Below are 22,566 nucleotides of genomic sequence, written 5' to 3'. Positions count from 1 at the left end.
CCGGGCGGTGCCTGGAGAGATGGTTTTTTGCCGCGCTTTTTTGTGGGTTTTTGCGGTGTGTGGGAAGGTTGAAGCGACGCTCTTCAACCTTCCCTTTCAGACCTTCACGCCTTCACGCCTTCACGCAGAAAATCTTCGACGCTCGGATACCGCAAGCGCACGCGCAATTCCTCTTTGAGGCGCCGATTCACCAGCCGCCTCGATTCACGCATGAAAGACAGCAAGGTCGGCTCGATCTGCGACTCCGCTTCGGCTCGCGTAATGCGTGGCGCACGCGCGAGGCCGAACGCATCGGCGACCTCGTCGAAGTACTCGCCCATTTTCAGCGACGTGTCGTCGGACGCGTGGACCACGCGCCCCGGCCGCCCATGTGTGGCGAGGCGCACGAGGATCGCAGCCAGATCGTCGGCGTGAATGTGGTTGGTGTAGACGTCGTCGGCATCGATCAAGGCCGGCGTGCGCTTTTCGAGCCGCGCGAGCGGCAGGCGATTGCCCGCATAGATGCCCGGAATCCGCGCGATGCTCGCCGCGACGCTGCCGCGCGCGGTCGCGCGCCGCAATTGCCGTTCGGCCGAGACACGGCGCTTGGCGCGCGGATTGGCTGCTTGCGTCACGCGGGTCTCGTCGATCCACGCGCCGCCGCAGTCGCCGTAGACGCCCGTCGTGCTCGCGTACACGAGTCGCACCGGTGCGCGCGAACCGGCGGTCCGGCGCACCCCGTCGGGTACAATATTGGCTGTTCCAGATTCCGCCCACGAGGCACGAAGTTGGCGCAACCGCCCCACCGGCGAAACGGCAGGCGCCACAGCGGCCCGCGCTGAATCGCGGCGCGCGCTTAGCGTAGCGAGCAAGGCGCGGGTACGGCGGTCGTCGTCGCCGGTTTTCTGCGGTGGCGCGAGATGCAGCAGCGTCGGCGCGAGGCCCGCGAGTCTTTTCAGGCTGCGGCGCACATCCAGATCGCCGACCAGCGGCGTCACGCCCGCCGCGCGCAATTCGGCGCAGCGCCCGGAGTGACTGGTCAGCGCGAAGACATGCGCGCGTGGCCGCAGCAAGGGCACGCAGCGCATGCCGACATCGCCGCAACCTACGATTAACACGCGCGGCCGGCGGAAGTTTCGTGTCGCTTTCATAGTGGACGCATTGTAGCCGTCACGCGCGGCAGGCACCGCGCCGTTGACACGGCAGCTCCGATAACGATTACCGACTTTTTCGATTTCGAACACTTTATGGCATTTAACGTCACGCTCCGGCAAAGCGGCCGGCAGTTTCAGGTAGAACAGGACGAACCGGTGCTGAGCGCCGCCTTGCGCCAAGGTATTGGCCTGCCGTACGGCTGCAAGAACGGCGCTTGCGGTTCCTGCAAGGGCACTGTGGTCAGCGGGGAAATCGAGCAGCGTGCGCATTCGTCGTCGGCTTTGTCGAACGACGAAAAAACGCGCGGCATGGCGCTCTTCTGCTGCGCGACTGCCTGCACCGATCTCGAAGTGGATATCCGCGAAGTGGCGGGCGTCGGCGACGTGCAGGTCAAGAAACTGCCGTGCCGCGTGAACGCGATCGAGCGCAAGGCCGACGACGTCGTCGTGCTGAAGCTGCAATTGCCCGCCAACGAGCGGCTGCAATATCTCGCCGGCCAGTACCTCGAATTCATTCTGAAAGACGGCAAGCGCCGCAGCTATTCGATGGCGAACGCGCCGCACACGGAAGGCCCGATCGAATTGCACATCCGTCACATGCCCGGCGGCGCCTTCACGGATCACGTGTTCAACGCCATGAAGGAGCGCGACATTCTGCGCTTCGAAGCGCCGCTCGGCACGTTCTTCCTGCGTGAAGATTCGGACAAACCGATCGTGCTGCTCGCCTCGGGTACGGGCTTCGCGCCGCTGAAGGCAATCGTCGAGCACGCAGTGTTCAAGAACCTGAACCGGCCGATGACGCTCTACTGGGGCGCACGTCGCAAGAAGGATCTGTATCTGCTCGAACTGGCCGAGCAATGGGCGCGCGAGATTCCGAACTTCAAATTCGTGCCGGTGCTGTCGGAGCCGGACGCGGGCGACGCATGGACGGGCCGCGTCGGCTTCGTGCATCGCGCGGTGATCGAGGACTTGCCGGATCTGTCGGCGTATCAGGTGTACGCGTGCGGCGCGCCGGTGATGGTCGAGTCGGCGCAGCGCGATTTCACGCAGCATCACGGTCTGCCGGAAGACGAGTTCTACGCGGATTCGTTCACGAGCGCAGCGGATCTCGCGAACGCGGTTTGATGGGAGAGGCGTCGGCGCAGATGCGTCGATGCTCGCCATGCGCATTTCTGGAAGCGCGGCTATGCAAATGGCCGCGCTTCGCGCATTGATGATTTGCACCGGCGCAAGTCTCGATTCTGAGCTGAAGTACGTGCGCCTGATTCTCGAGCGCGGCCTGCTCGGACCGCAGCATTTTATGCGATGCGGTGCGGCCATCGCTGCCGGCCGCTCCCAGATTCGAAGCCAGAAAATTCACCGCGTTCAGTGTATCGAATAGCCGGTGACCATACACCGGTTCATGATGTGCGACGCGATTGCGTGTCTGGTAGATGCGCTCCAGTTGAACAGCGACCGCGGACCGGTCGATCCGTTTGTTCGGGAAAATTGGCTTCAACGCTGGTTTCCATAGCGTATGTTCGTAATCGCGGGAAAAAAGGCGCTTCCAGAAGTACATCGTGAGTTGGGTAATCACCTGACCACTTCTGACAGCGATCGCTTTTTGCCGCGCATCGACTCGATACTCATATTCCAGGCCCGGCGGCACACCGCGACGGAACGCGGCTTGATTCAAAATGGGCGCTCAGTCGAGCGCCCATTTGCATTTCCAGCGGCCGTTCTTCGTGACCTGCCCCGCCCGCCGGGCAGGCGGTTCAAACGACCGCCGTCACATTTTAGTCAGCCGGACATCTCATAATCGGCAAGCCGCATGAACTCGCGCGATGGACAAAAATATCCCTCCGACGCAAATTCATGGTTTACACCAGCGCTTTCCTTGTCGTATTCTTTCGCGCATGAACCGCATCCAATCCGAACTTCGACGTCGCCGCTCGCCGCTCCCCTAGGGACGCCGCTGGCTTCGTCACGGATTCGCGCCACACAAAGGCGCAAGCTGTTCGAATCATGAAAGCCACGGCATGCCGTGGCTTTTCTGTTTTTCGGCCCCTGGTTTCGTAGTTGGCCAATCTTCATCCACCCTTCACCCCGCTGTCTGGAGCCTGCCGTCATGAATTTCAATGAATATCCGATCGAGTCGCTGATGTACATCACGAACCGGCCCGAAATCGTTTTCACGCACGGCAAAGGCTCGTGGCTCTACGACAATAACGGCAAGCGATATCTGGACTTCATCCAGGGCTGGGCGGTCAACAGTCTCGGCCATTGCAACGACGGCATGATCGAAGCGCTGAACAAGCAGGCCAAGCTGCTGCTCAATCCGTCGCCGGCCTTCTACAACGAGCCGATGGCGCAACTCGCCGGCCTGCTCACGCAACACAGCTGCTTCGACAAGGTGTTCTTCGCAAACAGCGGCGCCGAAGCCAACGAAGGCGCGATCAAGCTCGCGCGCAAGTGGGGCAAGAAGTTCAAGGACGGCGCGTTCGAGATCATCACGTTCGATCACAGCTTCCACGGCCGCACACTCGCCACCATGTCGGCGAGCGGCAAGCCGGGCTGGGACACGATCTACGCACCGCAAGTGCCGGGCTTCCCGAAGGCGGATCTGAACGACATTGCATCGGTGGAGAAGCTCATCACCGCGGAGACCGTTGCCGTGATGCTCGAACCGATTCAGGGCGAAGGCGGCGTGATTCCCGCCACGCGCGAGTTCATGCAGCAACTGCGCGAGCTGACCAAAAAGCACAACCTGCTGCTGATCGTCGACGAAGTGCAAAGCGGCTGCGGCCGCGCCGGTACGCTGTTCGCGTATGAACTGTCGGGCATCGAGCCGGACATCATGACCCTCGGCAAGGGCATCGGCGGCGGCGTGCCACTCGCGGCGCTGCTCGCGAAAGCGGACATCGCCGTGTTCGAAGCGGGCGATCAGGGCGGCACCTACAACGGCAATCCGCTGATGACCGCGGTCGGCTACTCGGTGATCTCGCAACTCACGGCGCCGGGCTTCCTCGAAGGCGTGCGGGCGCGCGGCGAGTATCTGCGCTCGAAGCTGCTGGAGTTGTCTGAAGAACGCGGCTTCCTGGGCGAGCGCGGTGAAGGCCTGCTGCGCGCACTGCTGCTCGGCAAGGACATCGGCAACCAGATCGTCGAAAAGGCGCGCGACATGCAACCCGACGGCCTGCTGCTGAACGCGGCACGTCCGAACCTGCTGCGCTTCATGCCGGCGCTGAACGTGACGAACGAAGAAATCGACCAGATGATGGCGATGCTGCGTTCGATTCTCGACACGCTGTAATCGAACGGGACCGCGCGTATGACATCGAGCGCATCGTTATCGATCCGCCGCTTCGAAGCGAGCGACACCGATGCCGTGGTCGCACTGTGGCAGGAGGCCTTCCCGGAGTATCGGGACGTCACGAGGCCGCAGCGCAATCCGCATTTGTCGATCGCCAACAAGCTGGCGACGCAACCGGAACTGTTCTTTGTCGCGGTGCTCGGCGAGCGAATCGTCGGCACGGTGATGGGCGGCTACGACGGTCACCGCGGCTGGCTGTATTCGCTCGCGGTGGATGAGTCGCTGCGTCGTCATGGGATCGGCACGCGCCTCGTCGCGCATGTCGAAAACGCGCTGACGGAGCGTGGCTGCCCGAAGCTGAATCTGCAGGTGTTGTCCGCGAAGGCCGATGTGCGCGCGTTTTACGAGGCGCTCGGTTATCGCGCCGATGCGGTGGTCAGTCTCGGCAAGCGCCTGGGTGAATTCGCGGACGCGGTGCCTGCCGTATAAAGTATAAAGCCCCGCAGAATAGAGAAAGGCCGCATGCGTAGTTCACGCATGCGGCCTTTTTTCATAGGCAGAGCAAACTAACGGGGCTTATTCACCCAGATAAGCCGCCCGCACCTTCGGATCATCCAGCATCTGCTTCGCGTCACCCGACATCGTGACCAGTCCCGAGTCCATCACGTAGCCGCGATTCGCCGCCTGCAACGCCAGACGCGCGTTCTGCTCGACCAGCAGCACGGTCATGCCTTCCGCCGAGATCGCCCGCACCACTTCGAAGATCTTCTCGACCATGATCGGCGACAGGCCCATCGACGGCTCATCCAGCAGCAACAGCTTGGGACGCGAGATGATCGCGCGCGCCATCGCCAGCATCTGCTGCTCGCCGCCCGAAAGCGTGCCCGCGTATTGCGCCGCGCGTTCCTTCAGACGCGGGAAGAAGCCGAACATGCGATCGACGTCCGCCTTGATGCCGTCCGTGTCCGTACGCAGATAAGCACCCATCTGCATGTTCTCGACGATCGACATGCGCGCGAAAATACCGCGGCCTTCCGGCACCATCGCGAGACCCCGCTTGAGCAGCAGATGCGGCGGCACGCCCTTGATCGACTCGCCCATGTACTCGATGTCGCCGATCGTGTACGGCTTCAGACCCGTGATCGCCTTCATCGTCGTGGTCTTGCCCGCGCCGTTCGCGCCGATCAGCGTGACCAGCTCGCCCTGCGCGACCTCGAGGTCGATCCCCTTGACTGCCTGGATGCCGCCGTAATTGACCTGCAGGCCCTTGATTTTCAACATTGCCGTTGCCATTAGTGGACCCCCGCACCCAGATAAGCTTCGATCACCTTCGGATCCTTCTGCACGTCGTGCGGCAGACCCTGCGCGATCACCTTGCCGTAGTCGAGCACCGTCATCTGGTTGCACAGACCCATCACGAGTTTCACGTCGTGTTCGATCAGCAGGATCGTCTTGCCGTCCGCGCGGATCTTGTCGAGCAGCTTGGTCAGCTCGACCTTCTCCGTCGCGTTCATGCCGGCGGCCGGTTCGTCCAGCGCGAGCAGCTTCGGATCGGTCGCCAGTGCGCGGGCAATTTCCAGCCGGCGCTGGTGGCCGTACGACAGGTTGCGCGACGTGTAGTCCGCGTACTGCGCAATGCCGACGTACTCCAGCAGTTCGATCGCGCGTTCCTTGATCTCGCGCTCTTCCTTGCGCTCGGCCGGCGTCTGGAACACCGCGCCGATCAGGCCGTGCTTGGTGCGCACGTGACGTCCAACCATCACGTTTTCCAGCGCGGTCATGCCGCCGAACAGACGGATGTTCTGGAACGTGCGCGCGATGCCGGCCTTCGCCACCTGATACACCGCGGTCGGCGTATAGTTCACGCCGTCGAGCTTGAAGTCGCCCGAATCCGGCGTGTACAACCCCGTGATCACGTTGAAGAACGTCGTCTTGCCGGCGCCGTTCGGGCCGATCAGACCGTAGATCGTGCCTTCCTTGATCTCCAGTCCGACGTCGGACAATGCCTGCAAACCGCCGAAGCGCTTGTTGACGCCTTTCACGGACAGTCGAATGTTGTCGCTCATGTTTTTCTCTCCGGTCCGTTAAGCCCGTATCGGCTTCTTGCCGCTACGCTTCGACAGTTTCGCGATCTTGTCTTCGTGCTTGGGCGACGGCCACAAGCCTTCCGAGCGGTACAGCATGATCAGCACCATCGCGAGTGCGTAGACCAGCTGACGGATCACTTCCGTATCGACGATTTCATGGCCGAAGATCATGTTCTGCAGCGGACCCATCGTCGAGCGCAGGAATTCCGGCAGCACCGCGAGCAGCACCGCGCCGAGAATCACGCCCGGAATGTGGCCCATGCCGCCCAGCACCACGCACGCCAGCACGACGATCGACTCCGGCAGCGTGAACGATTCCGGCGACACGAAGCCCTGAAACGAGCCGAACATCGCGCCCGACAGGCCGCCGAACGACGCACCCATCGCGAACGCCAGCAGCTTCACGTTACGGGTGTTGATGCCCATCGCCTTGGCGGCGATTTCGTCTTCCCGGATCGCGGCCCAGGCACGGCCGATACGCGAGTGCTGCAAACGCGTACACACCCAGATCACCAGCAGCGCGGCCAGCACGAACAGGTAGTAGTACGAGTACACCGACGGGAACTGGAAGCCGAACAGCGAGTGCGTTTGCGCGAGGCTGAAATCGCCCACGTGCACCGGGTCGATCCCCGTGATCCCCTTCGGGCCGTTGGTGATGTTCACCGGACGGTCGAGGTTGTTCAGGAAGATCCGCACGATTTCCCCGAAGCCCAACGTCACGATGGCGAGGTAGTCGCCGCGCAGACGCAGCGTCGGCGCACCGAGAATCACGCCGAAGAACGCGGCGACAGCCATCGCGCAGGGCACGATGATGAGAAACGGCACGTGCAGGCCATTCGGCGCGAGATGCGCGATCCACTCGAATTGCGACACCAGGTGCGGCGAGCTCAGCAGCGCGGCCGTGTAGGCGCCGACCGCGTAGAACGCGATGTAGCCCAAATCCAGCAGGCCGGCGAAGCCAACCACCACATTGAGGCCGAGCGCGAGCATCACGTACAGCATCGCGAAGTCGAGCACGCGGACCCAGTAGTTGCCGCCGGCCGAGCCGATGATCATCGGCGCCGCGATCACGAAGATGGCGGTGATGATGCCGACGGTCAGCGTCTTCGTCAGGTTCTTTTCAGGGATGAGCGTCGTGGACGGCTCGATCGGTTGAATTGAGGTCATGTCTGTTTTCTCCCGGGATCAGGCGCGATCCGCAACACGTTCGCCAAGCAGGCCCGACGGACGGAACACCAGCACGATGATCAGCACGATGAAGGCGAACACGTCCTGATAGTTACTACCGAACACACCGCCGGTGAGGTTGCCGATATAGCCGGCGCCCAACTGTTCGATCAGGCCGAGAATCACGCCACCCACCATCGCGCCGCCGAGATTGCCGATACCGCCCAGCACCGCCGCGGTAAAGGCCTTCAGGCCGGGGATGAAGCCCATATAGAAGTGTGCGTTGCCGTATTCCGACGCGATCATCACGCCGGCCAGAGCGGCGAGCGCCGAGCCGATCATGAAGGTGGCCGAGATCACGAAGTTCGGGTTCACGCCCATCAGCGAGGCATTGCCCGGGTTCTCGGCGATGGCTCGCATGGCGCGACCGAGCTTGGTCTTGTGCACCAGCAGCAGCAAGCCGCCCATCACGAGGAACGCCACCACGATGATCACGATTTCAGTCATCGAGATCACGGCGCCAGGCGTCGTGTCGGTGGCCTTGATCACGTTGAGCGGGTCGGTGGGCAACAGCTGCGGGAACGGCAGCGGGTTGCGCGACCAGATCATCATGGCCAGCGTCTGCAGCAGGATCGACACGCCGATCGCGGTGATCAGCGGTGCGAGACGCGGCGCTTTACGCAACGGCCGGTAGGCCACGCGCTCGATCGTGTAGCCGACTGCCGCGCACACAATGGCCGCGATGATCAGCGCGATGATGAGCGTCGGCACATTGCCGAGGCCAGGGAAGTGGTTCTGAAGCACGCCTATGGCTGAGAGCGCAACCATCGCGCCCACCATCAACACATCGCCGTGAGCGAAGTTGATGATGCCCAAGATGCCGTAAACCATCGTATAGCCCAGTGCGATGATGGCGTAAACGCTGCCAAGCACCAGCCCGTTGAGGACCTGCTGGATGAAAATATCCATTTAATGCTCCTTAGCCCGTGCGACTGGATTCGCGTTCTTCATCAGCCGGTGGGCGGTGATGCGGTACGCCAATCTCAACGGCACTGCGGGTACTGATGTAAAAGACCGGTAAGGGTTATCCGCTGCCGGTTCGCCTTGGCGACTGGATGACAGTCGCGGGCTTGCCTTGGGCGGATGCAAAAACGGCACCGTTGGGTGGTTTCGGTGCCGTCAGGCTGAACGTCCCGTCATCACATCTTCACGACGTCGAGAACTGCTTTTTTGCCGTCCTTGAAGTCGTAAAGCGTAATGGCGCCCTCTTTCAAATCACCCTTGTCGTCGAACGCGATGTGACCGATTACCCCGTTGTAATCAGTCGACGGCATCGCAGCCAGCACCTTGGGCGCCTCGATCGAATTAGCGCGCTTCATTGCATCGACAATCACGTACACAGCGTCATACGTGAACGGTGCGTAAATCTGCACCGGTGTGTGGAAGCGGTCCACGTACTTCTTCTCGAAGTCCGCTCCCTTGTCCATTTTCGAAAGCGCAAGTCCTGCCTCCGAACAGACCAGGTTTTGCACGGCGGTTCCCGCCAGCTCACCCACCTTGTCGGTACACACACCGTCGCCGCCAAGGATTTTTGCCCTGATACCGAGCGCCGCCGCCTGTTTGGTGAACGGCCCGCCCGTCGCGTCCATGCCGCCGAACATGATCACGTCCGGCTGAACACGCTTGATCTTTTTAAGGACGGCCTGAAACTCCGTAGCCCTGTCATTCGTGGATTCACGCGAGACGATCTTTGCCCCGCTCGCCTGGGCTGCTTTCGCAAACTCGTCGGCCAATCCCTTGCCGTAGACGCTCGAGTCGTCGACGATCGCGATGCGTTTCGCGTTAAGCACCTTCGTTGCGTAGTTGGCAAGCGCCGGCCCTTGCTGGGCATCGGTCGCGACCACACGATAAGTCGTCTTGAAACCTTGTTGCGTGTAACCCGGGTTCGTCGACGACGGCGAGATTTGCACGATGCCGGCATCGCTATAGATCTTCGACGCAGGAATCGAGACACCCGAATTCAAGTGGCCGACCACGGCGACGACGTGATCGTCGACGAATTTTTCAGCGACCGCCGTTCCCGTTTTCGGGTCCGCGGCGTCGTCTTGTGCGTCGAGCTCCAACTGGATTTTGTGGCCGTCGATGGTCAAACCCTGTGTGTTGATTTCATCAACCGCCAAACGCGCGCCGTTTTCATTGTCTTTACCGAGGTGAGCAATGGGGCCCGTCAATGGGGCCGCATGACCGATCTTGACGATAGTCGCTTCGCTCGCCGGTGCCGCCGCGACCGTAGCCGCCGACGCCCCCGCTCCCGCCTCGCCATCCTGTTTCTTGCCGCACGCGGTCAACATCGCAACCGCGGCCGCGATGGACACGGCGTAAGCAAATTTGACTCGCATTAAGTAGGTCTCCTGCGCCTTCCAAAAACTATTGTTCGGGGCCCTAAGGCCTTGAGAACGCGCGCATTGTAACTCCAATTTTGCGACGGGCAATATTGTTGAACCGGCAGGGTTTTCCTGCATTGCAACCTTATTTTGAGAGCGAAATCCGCTAATAGGCGCAACCCGGTTGCGATTATTTTTCGTGCATCAGTTGCACCAGCGCTGCACCCAATGGCATCAAGTGTTGCGGCGTAGTCCCCTGACGCCTGATTGCACCGCGCTTCGCGTTAAGTATTACGTTTCCGGCAATATCGAGACGCACGCACTATCTTAGTGCGTCAAAAAACCGCGCAGCCCGTTTAGGTCTTATAAAACGGGGACGCATCACTTATAAATCTATAAAAAACCGGATCACATTTCAAAGAAATTTGTGCGAGAGGACACCAAATTCAGCACTTTTTTCTGATCTGGCACTTTATTTAGTGCGAGCTTGCGGAAGTTTGAAGATAAAAAAAGCGCGCCCTCGGGCGCGCTTTTCTTTCACCAGTCGGCGATTGATCGTCAGGCCGGCAAACCCAGCCCGCGCGGCAACGGAAACGCGATGTTTTCCTCGATGCCGTCCAGCGCGCGCACGTTGCGCACGCCAAGCTCACGCAGCCGGGCGATCACCGCCTGCGCCAGCACCTCCGGCGCCGAGGCGCCGGCCGTCACGCCGATGCGGCGTTTGCCCTCGACCCAGACCGGATCGATCTGGTCGGGCGAGTCCACCATATAAGCTGGCACGCCGAGCTTTTCGGCCAACTCGCGCAGCCGGTTGGAGTTCGAACTATTCGGGCTGCCGACCACGATCACGACGTCGCACTGCGGCGCCATGAACTTCACCGCGTCCTGGCGGTTTTGCGTCGCGTAGCAGATGTCCTGCTTCTTCGGCTCGCGGATGGACGGGTATTTGGCCTTCAGGGCGCCGATGATCTCGGCGGCGTCGTCGACCGACAGCGTGGTTTGCGTAACGAAGGCGATCCGCTCGGGGTCGGCCAGTTGCAAGGCCTGCACGTCTTCGATGTCCTCCACCAGATGCATGCCCTCACCCGCCTGGCCCATCGTGCCTTCGACTTCAGGATGGCCTTTGTGGCCGATCATGACTATGTCGAAGCCGTCCTGGCGCATCTTCGCGACTTCGATATGCACCTTGGTCACGAGCGGACAGGTGGCGTCGTACACGCGCAGCCCGCGCGACTCGGCTTCCGAACGCACGGCCTTGGACACACCGTGCGCGCTGAAAATCACCGTATTGCCGGGCGGCACTTCTTCCAGCCGCTCGATGAAGATCGCGCCCTTCTTGCGCAGATCCTCGACAACGTAGGCGTTATGGACGATTTCGTGACGCACGTAGATCGGCGAGCCGTGCAGCTTGATAGCCCGCTCGACGATCTCGATCGCCCGGTCGACGCCGGCGCAGAACCCGCGCGGCTGCGCCAGCAGGATCTCGGTTTCAGCAAGAGTCGTATCCGTGATGCTCATGTTTACAGAATCCCGATGATTTTGACTTCAAACGCCAGCGCCTGGCCGGCAAGCGGGTGGTTGAAATCGAACAGGGCCGACGTTTCGCCGACTTCTTTCAGGACGCCGGCGTAGCGGCCGCCACCTGGCGCGTTGAATTCGACCAGGTCGCCCGGCGAAAAATCCTCGCCGATCATGCTGTTTTCCCGCAGCGTGGCCAGCGACACGCGCTGGATCAATTCCGGATTGCGGGGACCGAACGCCTGCCCTGGCGCTAGCTGAAAGGTCGAATGGTGGCCCACCTTCAAACCTAGCAAAATATCTTCCAGCGGCGGCGCCAATTGGCCGGCGCCGAGCAGCAGCGTGGCGGGTTTGTCGTTAAACGTATTGATGACTTCGGCGCCATCGGCAAGGGAAAGCCGGTAGTGAAGCGTCACGTGTGAACCGGGTTTCACTTCGGAAATGTCGATGATGCTCATGCAATGCTCGCTCAGTCGAAGCGCGCTGCACGCGTGCGCCGCTGGCGCAGTCGACGCGTGTGGCAAACCGTCGGGGTGCCGTGCGCAAAGCGTCTATTGTAAGCCACATAGCGGGCGGCGGCTTGCGTCCGTGGCGCCCCCAACCCGAAGCGGAGGACACTCTATATATGGCAGATCACGCCACCCTATTTGACGAGGCACCCCCTGAAACGGCCGCCCCCGAGCCGTCGGCGCCCAATGTAGCGGCTTGCGGCGAGCCCGCGTCCCCGCCGCTCCTGCGGGGTAAATGGCTAAAAAACGACATGCCGCGCGAGCGGCTGCTCGAACAGGGGCCGGGCGTGCTTTCGGATACCGAGATGATCGTGCTGATACTCGGCTCCGGCCTGCCCGGCCACGACGTCTTCAGTGTCGCGCGCGCGTTGCTCGACCGTTTCGGCTCGCTGCGCGCGATGCTCGACGCGACCTACACGGATTTCGACGGCCTGCGCGGCATCGGCCCGGCGAAAAAGGCGCAGCTGCTGGCCATCATGGAAATGGCGCGGCGCTCGCTGGTCGAAAAAATGCGCTCGCGCTCGCTGATGAATTCACCCGAAGCCGTGGAAAACTACCTGCGCCTGCGGATCGGCGGCCGTCCGCAGGAAGTTTTCGTGTCGCTTTTCCTCGACGCCCGGCATCGGCTGATCCGCTGCGAAGAAAGCGCACAGGGCACGCTCACGCGCATGGCCGTGTATCCGCGCGAGATCGTGCGGCGCGCGCTGAGCCTGAATGCAGCCAGCCTGATCGTCGCGCATAATCACCCTTCCGGCGCCGTCCAGCCGAGCGCGAGCGACAGCCGTCTGACGCGCACGCTGCGCGACGCCCTCACACTGATCGACGTACAACTGGTCGATCACCTGGTGATCGGCACGGACAGCGTCTACTCCTTCGCCCGCGCCGGCTGGCCGTGAGACGGCACGAACCAGGGCCGCGCAGACGTTGCGCCGTGTCCGGCATCGCAAATAAGGTTTGATTTTGCGGCTTTTTTTCCGCTATAATTCCGGTTTGCCTATTTCCAACCCCCTGTTCCGAAGCCACCAAGGCGTTCCGGAAAGGAAACGTGCCTGAATTTCAGCGCGGCTCTTTTCGGGAAACTTTCACGGCGTTCGAACTCAGAATTAGCGTATTAGGAGTGCTCTCATGGCACGCGTATGCCAAGTAACTGGGAAAGCGCCGATGAGCGGCAACAACGTTTCCCACGCGAACAACAAAACCAAGCGCCGGTTCCTGCCGAACCTGCAAAACCGCCGCATTTGGGTGGAAAGCGAAAACCGTTGGGTGCGTCTGCGCGTTTCGAACGCCGGCCTGCGCCTGATCGACAAGAACGGTATCGACGCTGTGCTCGCAGATCTGCGCGCACGCGGTGAAGCCTAAGGAGTAAATCATGGCGAAAGGCGCACGCGACAAGATCAAGTTGGAATCGACCGCAGGCACGGGTCACTTCTACACGACGACCAAGAACAAACGCAACATGCCGGAAAAGATGCTGATCAAGAAGTTTGATCCGGTCGTCCGTAAGCACGTTGAGTACAAGGAAACCAAGATTAAATAAATCTTGGCTCCCGCCTGACGAAGGCAAAAGACATGCAAAAAAGCCTCGCACTCGTGCGAGGCTTTTTTGTTTTCAGCGTTCGCATGTTTCTGCTTTTGAGTTTCTACTTCTGTTTATTCACCAACGCGAACAGTCTTATGTCGTTCGGCCAGCTTTCCCTCATCCGTCGCGGCGCGTATCCTTTCTCGTTTTAGCGGCGAGCGAATGGCACGCCGTCACCGCAAAACGAAAAGACGGAGATGTAGGCAATGGAATTCGATGTGGCGATTGTCGGTAGCGGTCTGGCTGGTTTGAGCGTCGCGCTCAATCTGGCGGAGACCCGGCGGGTGGCAGTGGTCGCCAAGCGATCGATGACCGAAGGCGCGAGCGACTGGGCGCAAGGCGGCATCGCCGCGGTTCTGGATTCGGCGGACAGCATCGAAAATCACGTGCGCGATACGCTGATCGCCGGCGGCGGGCTGTGCGACGAAGCGGCAACGCGCTTTATCGTCGAACACGGGCGTGCGGCGATCGAATGGTTGATCGAGCAAGGCGTGCCGTTCACCAAGGACGACGCCGCCGAGCTCGGTTTCCACCTGACGCGCGAAGGCGGTCATAGCCATCGCCGGATCATTCATGCTGCCGATGCAACGGGCCATGCCGTGGTGGCCACGCTCAGCGAGCGGGTGCGCCGTCACCCGAACATCACGCTGCTCGAAGATCACTACGCCATCGATCTGATCACGTCCGACCGCCTCGGCTTGCCAGGACGTCGTTGTCACGGCCTTTACGCGCTCGATCTGCAAAGCGGGCGCACCGTCACGATCGAGGCGCCCCACACCGTGCTCGCCACCGGGGGCGCGGGCAAGGTCTACCTCTACACTACGAATCCCGACACTGCGACGGGCGACGGCATCGCGATGGCGTGGCGGGCCGGCTGCCGCGTGTCGAATATGGAGTTCATCCAGTTCCATCCGACCTGCCTGTTCCATCCGTACGCGAAGTCCTTTCTGATTTCGGAGGCGGTGCGCGGCGAAGGTGGCATTCTCAAACTGCCGGACGGCACCCGCTTCATGCCGAATCACGACGAACGCGCCGAACTCGCGCCGCGCGACATCGTCGCGCGTGCGATCGACTTCGAAATCAAGAAGCGTGGCATCGATTGTGTGTATCTCGACATCAGCCATCAGCCGCCTGAATTCCTGCGTGAACACTTCCCGACGATTCTGGCGCGCTGCCAGGAATTCGGCATCGACATCACCAAGCAACCGATTCCGGTCGTGCCGGCCGCGCACTATACGTGTGGTGGCGTCGTAACCGATCTGGCGGGCCGCACGGATCTGGCCGGCCTCTATGCGGTGGGTGAGACGTCATGCACGGGTCTGCACGGCGCGAACCGGCTTGCCAGCAATTCCCTGCTCGAGTGCCTCGTGATCGGACGCTCCGCGGCGCAGGCTATCGAGGAAGAAGGGTTTAGCGCCGCCGTCCACGCACCGCTGCCCGATTGGGACGAAAGCCGCGTGTCCGATCCGGATGAGGAGGTCGTGGTTGCCCACAACTGGGACGAACTGCGCCGGCTGATGTGGAATTACGTCGGTATCGTACGGACCGACAAACGGCTCGCGCGCGCGAAGCACCGGCTCGCCCTGCTGCGCGACGAAATCCACGAGTACTACGCGAACTTCAAGGTGAGCCGCGACCTGCTCGAATTGCGCAATCTGGTGGACGTGGCGTCGTTGATCGTCGAAGGCGCGCGTTCACGGCGTGAAAGCCGCGGCCTGCACTTCAGCCGTGACTGGCCAGCCACCTTGCCCAAGGCGCTGCCGACGGTGCTCTCACCGGAGCATGTGCGCAACCGCAACGTGTGATCGAGACGAACTGAAACGAAAAGGCCATCGCCGAAATGAACCGGCGACGGCCTTTTCTCCGATTGAACGCAAGTGATTGCGAGCCTGAGCGTCAGACGATCCGCATCGAGTAGTCCGTTGCGCGCACGTCCTTGGTCAGCGCGCCGATCGACACGCGATCGACACCGGTTTCCGCGATCGTACGCACCGTATCGAAGTTCACGCCGCCCGATACCTCCAGCACCGCGCGCCCCGCTGTGATGCGCACCGCTTCGCGCATGGCATCGAACGAGAAATTGTCCAGCAGAATGGATTGCGCGCGGTGCGCCAGCGCGGTCTCCAACTGTTCGAGCGTCTCGACTTCAATCTGGATCGAGACGCCTGCATTCAGCGCCAATGCCGCGTCCATCGCCGCGTCCACCCCGCCGGCCGCGGCAATGTGGTTTTCCTTGATGAGGATGCCGTCGTACAGCGCGAGCCGTTGATTCGCCCCACCGCCGACGCGCACCGCGTACTTCTGCGCGAGCCGCAGGCCCGGCAAGGTCTTGCGCGTGTCGAGAATGCGCGTGCGAGTATGTGCGACCGCATCGACATAACGGCGCGTCGCACTCGCCACGCCCGACAGCAGTTGCAGGAAGTTCAGCGCGTTGCGTTCCGCGGTCAACAATGCGCGAACGGGCCCGCGCATTTCGCAAACCGTTGTGTCGGCCGTCATTAGCTCGCCTTCGCGATAGCGCCACTGGACTTCGATACGCGGATCGACCTGGCGCATCACTGCTTCAAACCACGGCACGCCGCACAGCACGGCATCTTCGCGCACGATGATGCGTGCGTCGCGCACGTCGTCCGCGGGAACGAGGCGGCCTGTCTGGTCGCCCGCGCCGACGTCTTCGGCCAGTGCATCGGTCACATTGCGCGCCAAGGCGGCGTCGAATGCCTCGCCGTATTGCGCGTGAATTTCAGCGAATAGCGGCGACACCGCTTCGAGCTTGTTGCTTTCTACCGCGCCCATCAAGCCGCCCCCACATTCGAATACAGTTGCGTGTCGCGCGCGAGATCGCCACTCGCTTGCACCCGCTTCTTGTGGCGCGCCGCGAAGTCCAGCATCCGGTCGATCGGCAGACGCGCCCGCTCGCCGATCGCGCGATCGACGAAAATTTCGTTGTGGCCGCGCTCGAGCACAACGGCGAGATTCGCGAGGCCGTTCATCGCCATCCACGGACAATGCGCGCAACTCTTGCAAGTCGCGCTGTTGCCGGCCGTCGGCGCGGCAATCAAGGTCTTGCCGGGTGCGGCGAGTTGCATCTTGTGCAAAATGCCGAGATCGGTCGCCACGATGAAATGCGTCGCGTCGAGTTTTTGCGCCGCGTCGATCAATTGCGTGGTCGATCCGACCACGTCCGCTTGCGCGACCACGTTGGCCGGCGACTCCGGATGCACCAACACTTTCGCGCCCGGATATTCGGCACGCAGCAGATCGAGTTCGATACCTTTGAATTCGTCGTGCACCAGACATGAACCCTGCCACAGCAGCATGTCCGCGCCGGTCTTGTTCTGGATATAGCTGCCGAGGTGCCGGTCCGGCGCCCAGATGATCTTTTCGCCGCGCGCATGCAGATCGGCAACGATCTCCAAGCCTATCGACGACGTCACCATCCAGTCCGCGCGCGCCTTCACCGCCGCGCTCGTGTTCGCATACACGACCACCGTGCGATCCGGATGCGCGTCGCAGAAAGCCGAGAATTCATCGACCGGACAGCCGAGATCAAGCGAACAGGTCGCGTCGAGATCCGGCATCAGAATGCGCTTGTCCGGACTTAGGATTTTCGCGGTCTCGCCCATGAAGCGCACACCCGCGACAACCAGCGTCTGCGCCGCGTGATCGCGCCCGAAGCGCGCCATCTCCAGCGAGTCGGCCACGCAGCCGCCGGTCTCGTCGGCCAGCTCCTGCAATTCCGCATCGACATAATAGTGCGCGACGAGCACCGCTTTCTCGCGCTCGAGCAATGCGCGGATACGTGCCTTCAGCGCTACCTTCTCTTCCGCCGACGGCACGTCGGGCACCTTCGCCCATGCCTGCCCGATCCCGCAGGTTGTACCCTGCGCCTGCGGCCGGTCGTATTCCACGGCCCTGATCGCCTGCTGATCCATGATCTCCTCTGCCTTCGCTCTGCCGCCGCGGACTGTCAATCGCGTGTCATTGCAGTTTCCGCGGCCCAAAAAGCAAAACCCCGCCAACGCGGGGTTTTGTGACGTACTGAGATTTTAATGGATTTCGCTATCAGGCATAACGACGCAGTCGCATCGCAAACTCTTGCAGCGCTTTAATACCGCTCTGCTCAGCGCGATGACACCAGTCCTGCAACTGGATCAGCAACTGGTCGCGCGATGCATTGGAGCGCTCCCACATGGCGGCGAGCTCATTGCGCATGTCGATATAGGTCTTGAGCTTCTGGCTGTTCGCGAAGATTTGCGGCAGCTGGCGTTTCTGCGGCTCGTCGAGACCCGCTTCTTCCTTGTGGAACCAGCTACGCGCGCCGCGCATGACCTGATACTTCTCACGCGCGCCGACTTCCTTCAAATGCGCCAGTTCCTGACGATAGGCGCGCTTGAGCGCCTTGCCGTAACGTGCCATCACTTCGTAGCGGTTGGCCAGCACGGCTTGCAGCGTGTCCTGATCGAGCACCATCTTGCCAGTGGTCAGACGCGGCGTGGGCGCCACCTTCTTCACCTTGGCCAGACGGAATGCCGACATGATGCGGATGTACATCCAGCCGATGTCGAACTCGTACCACTTGTTCGACAGCTTGGCCGACGTCGCATACGTGTGGTGATTGTTGTGCAACTCTTCGCCGCCGATGATGATGCCCCACGGGAAGATGTTGGTGCTGGCATCCGACGAGTTGAAGTTGCGGTAGCCCCAGAAGTGCGCGAGGCCGTTGACCACGCCGGCGGCCCAGAACGGGATCCACACCATCTGCACAGCCCAGATCGTCAGACCTACGACGCCGAACAACGCGACGTTCAGCACCATCATCAGGCTCACGCCGAGGATCGGGTACTTGGTGTAGACGTTGCGTTCCATCCAGTCGTTCGGCGTGCCGTGACTGAACTTGCGCATCGTTTCTTCGTTTTTCGCTTCGACGCGATAGAGTTCCGCGCCTTCGAGCAGCACCTTCCAGATGCCGCGCGTTTGCGGGCTGTGCGGATCTTCTTCAGTCTCGCACTTGGCGTGGTGCTTACGGTGAATCGCGGCCCACTGGCCGGTCAACATGCCCGTGGTCATCCACAGCCAGAAGCGGAAAAAATGACTGACGATCGGATGCAGCTCCAGCGCGCGGTGCGCCTGGCAGCGATGCAGATAGACCGTCACGCCGATGATCGTGATGTGCGTCGCGATCGCCGTGTACAGCACAAGTTGCCACCACGAGAAGTGCAACAGACCGTGGGCAAGGAAATCGAGCAAAGAATTCAACAAGGCAATTTACCTGTGGAACGAGAGACACCAGACACACGCAAAATGCGCATGTCAAGAAAGTGAAAGCATACAGCGGGATTGGACGACATTCTACTTGAACCGTTCCAAGTGTTTGTAACAAATAGGGATTTTTTGTGCGGCATCAACAGAATGAACGCGCCGAAGGTCTTTCTAAGACGCCCTGGCGCGCTCAAAGTGCCCGTCAGCGCGCGGTGTCGGCTGGATTGACTGCAGGAGCGGTCATTGTTACCGGCTGCGACATGGCGTCGCCCATGTTGCCGACGATTCGCACTTCGCGTTGCGCGAGGGGAATCGAAATGTCGTGCTCCGAGAACAGACGCCAGATATTGCGGTTGACGGCCGAGCGCACGCCCGAGGTTCCGGTGGCCGCATCCTCGATCCAGAAGCCTAGTTCGAGGTTGATGCCGTCCGAGCCGAAACCCGCCAGATAAGCTGTCGGCGCCGGCTCCTGCAGCACGCGCGGTACGCCCTGAGCGGCCTGCGCAAGCAGCGCCATGGCCTGCTCGACGTCGGACGTGTACGCGACCTGCACGGCCGCCTTCGCATGGCCGCGCGTCAGGTACGACGACTGGTTCTGCACCACGTCCGTGATCAGTTTTTCGTTCGGAATCAGCGTTTCGATGCCGTCCAGCCCGCGCACCACGGTGTAGCGCGTGCGAATCTGCGTGACCATGCCCTGCAGGCCGCCCACGTTGATCGTGTCGCCAATGCGCAGCGAGCGGTCGATCAGGATGATGAAGCCCGACACGTAATTGCTGGCGATCTTCTGCAGGCCGAAGCCGAGACCGACGCCCAGCGCGCCGCCGAACACGCCCAGCACCGTGATATCGATGCCGACCAGCGACAGGCTGATCAGCACCGCCGCCAGCACGAACGCCGCCCGGCCGACCCGCGCCACCACCACCTTCAGGTTGGCATCGAGCGTCTTCGAGCGCATCAGGCGGTCTTCGAAGGTTGAGCCGAGCCACATCGCGACGATCATCGTCACGCACACCCACAGCAGGCCCGAGATGAGCGAGAGCAGCGTCAGATGCGCGTTGGCGACGCTGAAATGGACCCCGGCCATCCATGTGATCACGTCGTCCTGGATGCCCATCACGGTGAGCACCATGCCGATCCAGACCACCGTCGAGACGATCCTCTCGACGAGGAACAGCAACGGGTGCGTCTCGCCGTCGTGGCTGAACACCCGGCGCGCGAAGAAAAACACGATGTAGATCAAGCCGATGCCGAAGAGCGGCACCAGCGCCAGATCGAGCAGCGCGGTGTGCATGAACTGGCCGGTGATCGACCGCGCAAGCCACACGAGGGCCGCGCCGATCAACGGGAAGAACGCGCGGTTCAGGCTTTCGGCGCCGAAGCGCAGCGTCTGGTAACGCGTCTGGCGGCGCAGATCCAGCGCCCGGCGCAACACGCGCGCGAGCAGCCACGCGATCGCGAGCGTCGCGACCAGCACGCCGACCTGCCACAGCATCACGGGCTGGCCGAAGTCGCGTGCGAGGTCGCTGAACATATGAGGAAAAAGACGGTTTTGCATGATGTCGCCGAAATCGCCGGCGCACGGCCGGGTTCAGGAATCGAACCCGGCGCGCCGGCACAAGCCTGTTGCGCTTAGCTCTGGCGTTCCAGCACGGCGGCGAAGAAGCCGTCGGTTGCGTGGCGATGCGGCCACAGCGAAAGGTAATCGCCCATTTCCAGATCGATGCGCTGCTCGGCCAGCACGTCGCGCGCGGGCACCAGAGCGAAATCCGGATGGTCGGCGAGGAACTGCTGCACCACCGCTTCGTTTTCCGCTTCCAGAATCGAGCAGGTGGCGTAGACGAGGCGGCCGCCCTTCTTCACCAGACGCGCCGCGCTGGCCAGAATCGACGCCTGCTTCGGCGCCAGTTCGGCCACCGATTCCGGCGACTGGCGCCACTTCAGGTCCGGGTTGCGGCGCAGCGTGCCCAAGCCGCTGCACGGTGCGTCGACCAGCACGCGGTCGATCTTGCCCGCGAGCCGCTTGATCTTGGCGTCGTGTTCACTGTCGATCAGCACCGGATTCACGTTCGACAAACCGCTGCGCGCAAGGCGCGGCTTGAGCTTGGCGAGACGCCGCTCGGAGATGTCGAACGCATAGAGCCGGCCGGTGGAGCGCATCGCCGCGCCCAGCGCCAGCGTCTTGCCGCCCGCGCCCGCGCAGAAGTCGACGATCATTTCGCCGCGTTTGGGCGCGACCAGCGAGCACAACAGCTGGCTGCCTTCGTCCTGCACTTCGAGCCAGCCGTGCTGGAACGCGTCGAGCTTGGTGAGCGGCGGCTTGCCGACCACGCGCACGCCGAACGGCGCGAACGGCGTCGCGCCGCCCTCGATGCCGGCCTTCGACAGCGCGTTCAGCACATCATCGCGGCTCGCCTTGATCGGGTTCGCGCGCAGATCCAGCGGCGCCGGATAGTTCAGCGCGGCGGCCAGTTGCGCCAGTTCCTCGGGCTCGAAGCGCTTGCTGAGCGCCTGATAGATCCAGTCGGGCAGATTCAGGCGAATCCGCAGCGGCAGGCTCTCCGGGTCGATCTTCGACACGTGTTCGAGCCAGCTCAACTCCTGTTCCGACACGAACGGCTTGAGCGCGTTACGCCCCGCCGTCTGCATCAGACCGAGCAGCGCCATGCGGCGCGCCGGGTTGCCGGCGCCGCCTTCGGCCAGATGGGCGAATTCCATCCGGCGACGCAGCACCGCGAAAACGGCCTCGGCGATCACGCCGCGTTCGCCGTGCCCGAGCTTCGGATGCGCGCGGAAGAAACGGCTCGTGGTAGCGTCGGCAGGGCCGTTGAGTCTTAGGACTTCAGCCAACAAAGTCTCAGTTTGTCCAATCAAAAAACCATGCAATCTCATGCGCCCTCTCCGGCGGTGTGACCGGCAAAGAGCCATTGCGGCTCCGGCGGCGTAAGCGTGACACGCAGGCCATCCAGAGCAAGACGCCCTTCGACGAACCAGCGCACCGCGCGTGGATAAATGATGTGTTCGGTTGCCAGCACGCGTTCGGCGAGCATGGCTGGGGTGTCGCCTGTTTCCACGGGAACCGCCGACTGCGCGACGATCGGCCCGTGATCGAGTTGCGACGTGACAAAATGCACGGACGCGCCGTGCAGCCGCACGCCCGCGTCGAGCGCCTGCTGATGGGTTTTCAGTCCCGGAAAGCTCGGCAGCAGCGACGGATGCACGTTCAGCATGCGCCCGGCGTAATGATCGACGAAACCGGCTGTCAGCACCCGCATGAATCCAGCGAGCACCACCAGGTCGGGGGCGAAACTATCGATTTCTTTGGCGAGCGCGGCGTCGAAGCTGTCGCGGTCCGGGAACTGGCGGTGGTCGACCACCGCCGTGGCAATACCGTGCGACGCCGCGAACGCAAGCCCCGCGGCATCAGGACGGTTGGCAATCACGGCGGCGACTTGCGCCGGCCAGGCCTCGTCCGAGCAGGCTCGAACGATGGCTTCCATGTTGCTTCCCCGTCCGGAAATCAGGATGACGAGTTTTTTCATCCGCGGATTTTATCATTCGGGGACACCGAAACCGCGACGCGCCGCCGTCCACTGCGCTGAACGTTTATAATCGTTTGTTTTGCGGCACTCCGC

The 22,566-nt window shown here is 62.0% G+C and carries 23 protein-coding genes; 8 read left to right on the top strand and 15 right to left on the bottom strand.

Features of this window, described 5'->3' with window-relative positions; genetic code table 11:
* Positions 1-104: 104 nt before the first annotated feature.
* Complete coding sequence (locus tag B0G74_RS01800; protein WP_132373403.1) at positions 105-1,130, bottom strand: SDR family NAD(P)-dependent oxidoreductase; 1,026 nt, start codon at positions 1,128-1,130, stop codon at positions 105-107.
* A gap of 96 nt (positions 1,131-1,226) precedes the next feature.
* Between B0G74_RS01800 and B0G74_RS01795 the strand changes: the two genes are divergently transcribed.
* Together B0G74_RS01795 and B0G74_RS01790 are read left to right on the top strand one after the other, a co-directional pair.
* A complete protein-coding gene (locus B0G74_RS01795; protein WP_132373402.1) occupies positions 1,227-2,258 on the top strand; it encodes a CDP-6-deoxy-delta-3,4-glucoseen reductase in 1,032 nt (343 codons plus the stop codon).
* 28 nt (positions 2,259-2,286) lie between these two features.
* Positions 2,287-2,514: a hypothetical protein gene (locus tag B0G74_RS01790; protein WP_132373401.1), complete on the top strand. Its 228-nt coding sequence runs from the start codon at positions 2,287-2,289 to the stop codon at positions 2,512-2,514.
* Positions 2,515-2,912: 398 nt separating this feature from the next.
* Here B0G74_RS01790 and B0G74_RS01785 read toward each other — a convergent pair whose 3' ends face one another.
* A complete protein-coding gene (locus tag B0G74_RS01785) occupies positions 2,913-3,251 on the bottom strand; it encodes a hypothetical protein (RefSeq protein WP_132373400.1) in 339 nt (112 codons plus the stop codon).
* On the opposite strand from B0G74_RS01785, the gene B0G74_RS01780 reads away from it, so the two are divergent.
* Both B0G74_RS01780 and B0G74_RS01775 read left to right on the top strand, forming a co-directional pair.
* Positions 3,241-4,425 (top strand): acetylornithine transaminase, encoded by a 1,185-nt coding sequence (locus B0G74_RS01780; RefSeq protein WP_132373399.1) that lies wholly within the window; start codon positions 3,241-3,243, stop codon positions 4,423-4,425. The genes B0G74_RS01785 and B0G74_RS01780 overlap by 11 nt on opposite strands.
* A gap of 18 nt (positions 4,426-4,443) precedes the next feature.
* Positions 4,444-4,914, top strand: a complete 471-nt coding sequence (locus tag B0G74_RS01775) for a GNAT family acetyltransferase (protein WP_132373398.1) — start codon at positions 4,444-4,446, stop codon at positions 4,912-4,914.
* Positions 4,915-5,001: 87 nt separating this feature from the next.
* Here the strand turns inward: B0G74_RS01775 and B0G74_RS01770 are convergent, their stop codons facing one another.
* The 7 genes from B0G74_RS01770 to B0G74_RS01740 form a co-directional block, all read right to left on the bottom strand.
* Positions 5,002-5,718 carry an ABC transporter ATP-binding protein gene (locus B0G74_RS01770; RefSeq protein WP_116139411.1) on the bottom strand — a complete coding sequence of 239 codons (717 nt, stop codon included), beginning with the start codon at positions 5,716-5,718 and terminating at the stop codon, positions 5,002-5,004.
* Positions 5,718-6,491, bottom strand: coding sequence for an ABC transporter ATP-binding protein (locus tag B0G74_RS01765; RefSeq protein ID WP_132373397.1), 774 nt, complete (start codon positions 6,489-6,491; stop codon positions 5,718-5,720). The genes B0G74_RS01770 and B0G74_RS01765 overlap by 1 nt, the downstream gene beginning before the upstream one ends.
* An 18-nt stretch (positions 6,492-6,509) precedes the next feature.
* Positions 6,510-7,679, bottom strand: coding sequence for an ABC transporter ATP-binding protein (locus tag B0G74_RS01760; protein WP_132373396.1), 1,170 nt, complete (start codon positions 7,677-7,679; stop codon positions 6,510-6,512).
* Between the two features lie 18 nt (positions 7,680-7,697).
* A complete protein-coding gene (locus B0G74_RS01755) occupies positions 7,698-8,648 on the bottom strand; it encodes a branched-chain amino acid ABC transporter permease (RefSeq protein WP_012434109.1) in 951 nt (316 codons plus the stop codon).
* A 230-nt stretch (positions 8,649-8,878) separates the two neighbouring features.
* The gene (locus tag B0G74_RS01750; protein WP_132373395.1) at positions 8,879-10,078 is read right to left on the bottom strand and encodes a branched-chain amino acid ABC transporter substrate-binding protein; all 1,200 of its coding nucleotides are present in this window, start codon (positions 10,076-10,078) and stop codon (positions 8,879-8,881) included.
* A 543-nt stretch (positions 10,079-10,621) separates the two neighbouring features.
* The gene (gene ispH / locus B0G74_RS01745) at positions 10,622-11,581 is read right to left on the bottom strand and encodes a 4-hydroxy-3-methylbut-2-enyl diphosphate reductase (protein WP_132373394.1); all 960 of its coding nucleotides are present in this window, start codon (positions 11,579-11,581) and stop codon (positions 10,622-10,624) included.
* Positions 11,582-11,583: 2 nt separating this feature from the next.
* Positions 11,584-12,039: a peptidylprolyl isomerase gene (locus B0G74_RS01740; protein WP_075302429.1), complete on the bottom strand. Its 456-nt coding sequence runs from the start codon at positions 12,037-12,039 to the stop codon at positions 11,584-11,586.
* A gap of 167 nt (positions 12,040-12,206) precedes the next feature.
* On the opposite strand from B0G74_RS01740, the gene radC reads away from it, so the two are divergent.
* The 4 genes from radC (at position 12,207) to nadB (ending at position 15,474) form a co-directional block, all read left to right on the top strand.
* On the top strand, positions 12,207-12,986 hold the full coding sequence (gene radC / locus B0G74_RS01735; RefSeq protein ID WP_132376815.1) for a DNA repair protein RadC: 780 nt from the start codon (positions 12,207-12,209) through the stop codon (positions 12,984-12,986).
* A gap of 229 nt (positions 12,987-13,215) precedes the next feature.
* Positions 13,216-13,449, top strand: coding sequence for a 50S ribosomal protein L28 (rpmB, locus tag B0G74_RS01730; protein ID WP_007180631.1), 234 nt, complete (start codon positions 13,216-13,218; stop codon positions 13,447-13,449).
* Positions 13,450-13,459: 10 nt separating this feature from the next.
* Entirely contained in the window at positions 13,460-13,627 is a 168-nt protein-coding gene (gene rpmG / locus B0G74_RS01725) for a 50S ribosomal protein L33 (protein ID WP_007180630.1), read from the top strand.
* A gap of 248 nt (positions 13,628-13,875) precedes the next feature.
* Positions 13,876-15,474, top strand: coding sequence for an L-aspartate oxidase (gene nadB / locus B0G74_RS01720; RefSeq protein ID WP_132373393.1), 1,599 nt, complete (start codon positions 13,876-13,878; stop codon positions 15,472-15,474).
* A 91-nt stretch (positions 15,475-15,565) separates the two neighbouring features.
* Here nadB and nadC read toward each other — a convergent pair whose 3' ends face one another.
* The 6 genes from nadC to purN form a co-directional block, all read right to left on the bottom strand.
* The gene (nadC, locus tag B0G74_RS01715) at positions 15,566-16,465 is read right to left on the bottom strand and encodes a carboxylating nicotinate-nucleotide diphosphorylase (protein ID WP_132373392.1); all 900 of its coding nucleotides are present in this window, start codon (positions 16,463-16,465) and stop codon (positions 15,566-15,568) included.
* Entirely contained in the window at positions 16,465-17,604 is a 1,140-nt protein-coding gene (nadA, locus tag B0G74_RS01710; RefSeq protein WP_132373391.1) for a quinolinate synthase NadA, read from the bottom strand. Before nadA ends, nadC begins: the two co-directional genes overlap by 1 nt.
* A 130-nt stretch (positions 17,605-17,734) precedes the next feature.
* A complete protein-coding gene (locus B0G74_RS01705; RefSeq protein WP_132373390.1) occupies positions 17,735-18,931 on the bottom strand; it encodes a fatty acid desaturase in 1,197 nt (398 codons plus the stop codon).
* Positions 18,932-19,133: 202 nt separating this feature from the next.
* A complete protein-coding gene (locus tag B0G74_RS01700) occupies positions 19,134-20,489 on the bottom strand; it encodes a mechanosensitive ion channel domain-containing protein (protein ID WP_132373389.1) in 1,356 nt (451 codons plus the stop codon).
* A gap of 74 nt (positions 20,490-20,563) precedes the next feature.
* Positions 20,564-21,823: an RsmB/NOP family class I SAM-dependent RNA methyltransferase gene (locus tag B0G74_RS01695; RefSeq protein ID WP_132373388.1), complete on the bottom strand. Its 1,260-nt coding sequence runs from the start codon at positions 21,821-21,823 to the stop codon at positions 20,564-20,566.
* Positions 21,820-22,473, bottom strand: a complete 654-nt coding sequence (gene purN / locus B0G74_RS01690; RefSeq protein ID WP_132373387.1) for a phosphoribosylglycinamide formyltransferase — start codon at positions 22,471-22,473, stop codon at positions 21,820-21,822. Before purN ends, B0G74_RS01695 begins: the two co-directional genes overlap by 4 nt.
* Positions 22,474-22,566 lie beyond the last annotated feature (93 nt).

The organism is Paraburkholderia sp. BL9I2N2, assembly GCF_004339745.1.
Classification (GTDB): domain Bacteria; phylum Pseudomonadota; class Gammaproteobacteria; order Burkholderiales; family Burkholderiaceae; genus Paraburkholderia.
This window is presented reverse-complemented; position numbering and strand designations above follow the sequence as displayed.

Bases quoted from the DNA above. Each gene is read 5' to 3' on its own strand.
- B0G74_RS01800 (WP_132373403.1), bottom strand. From the start codon at position 1,130: ATGAAAGCGACACGAAACTTCCGCCGGCCGCGCGTGTTAATCGTAGGT.
- B0G74_RS01795 (WP_132373402.1), top strand. From the start codon at position 1,227: ATGGCATTTAACGTCACGCTCCGGCAAAGCGGCCGGCAGTTTCAGGTA.
- B0G74_RS01790 (WP_132373401.1), top strand. From the start codon at position 2,287: ATGCTCGCCATGCGCATTTCTGGAAGCGCGGCTATGCAAATGGCCGCG.
- B0G74_RS01780 (WP_132373399.1), top strand. From the start codon at position 3,241: ATGAATTTCAATGAATATCCGATCGAGTCGCTGATGTACATCACGAAC.
- B0G74_RS01775 (WP_132373398.1), top strand. From the start codon at position 4,444: ATGACATCGAGCGCATCGTTATCGATCCGCCGCTTCGAAGCGAGCGAC.
- B0G74_RS01770 (WP_116139411.1), bottom strand. From the start codon at position 5,718: ATGGCAACGGCAATGTTGAAAATCAAGGGCCTGCAGGTCAATTACGGC.
- B0G74_RS01765 (WP_132373397.1), bottom strand. From the start codon at position 6,491: ATGAGCGACAACATTCGACTGTCCGTGAAAGGCGTCAACAAGCGCTTC.
- B0G74_RS01760 (WP_132373396.1), bottom strand. From the start codon at position 7,679: ATGACCTCAATTCAACCGATCGAGCCGTCCACGACGCTCATCCCTGAA.
- B0G74_RS01755 (WP_012434109.1), bottom strand. From the start codon at position 8,648: ATGGATATTTTCATCCAGCAGGTCCTCAACGGGCTGGTGCTTGGCAGC.
- B0G74_RS01750 (WP_132373395.1), bottom strand. From the start codon at position 10,078: ATGCGAGTCAAATTTGCTTACGCCGTGTCCATCGCGGCCGCGGTTGCG.
- ispH (WP_132373394.1), bottom strand. From the start codon at position 11,581: ATGAGCATCACGGATACGACTCTTGCTGAAACCGAGATCCTGCTGGCG.
- B0G74_RS01740 (WP_075302429.1), bottom strand. From the start codon at position 12,039: ATGAGCATCATCGACATTTCCGAAGTGAAACCCGGTTCACACGTGACG.
- radC (WP_132376815.1), top strand. From the start codon at position 12,207: ATGGCAGATCACGCCACCCTATTTGACGAGGCACCCCCTGAAACGGCC.
- rpmB (WP_007180631.1), top strand. From the start codon at position 13,216: ATGGCACGCGTATGCCAAGTAACTGGGAAAGCGCCGATGAGCGGCAAC.
- rpmG (WP_007180630.1), top strand. From the start codon at position 13,460: ATGGCGAAAGGCGCACGCGACAAGATCAAGTTGGAATCGACCGCAGGC.
- nadB (WP_132373393.1), top strand. From the start codon at position 13,876: ATGGAATTCGATGTGGCGATTGTCGGTAGCGGTCTGGCTGGTTTGAGC.
- nadC (WP_132373392.1), bottom strand. From the start codon at position 16,465: ATGGGCGCGGTAGAAAGCAACAAGCTCGAAGCGGTGTCGCCGCTATTC.
- nadA (WP_132373391.1), bottom strand. From the start codon at position 17,604: ATGGATCAGCAGGCGATCAGGGCCGTGGAATACGACCGGCCGCAGGCG.
- B0G74_RS01700 (WP_132373389.1), bottom strand. From the start codon at position 20,489: ATGCAAAACCGTCTTTTTCCTCATATGTTCAGCGACCTCGCACGCGAC.
- B0G74_RS01695 (WP_132373388.1), bottom strand. From the start codon at position 21,823: ATGAGATTGCATGGTTTTTTGATTGGACAAACTGAGACTTTGTTGGCT.
- purN (WP_132373387.1), bottom strand. From the start codon at position 22,473: ATGAAAAAACTCGTCATCCTGATTTCCGGACGGGGAAGCAACATGGAA.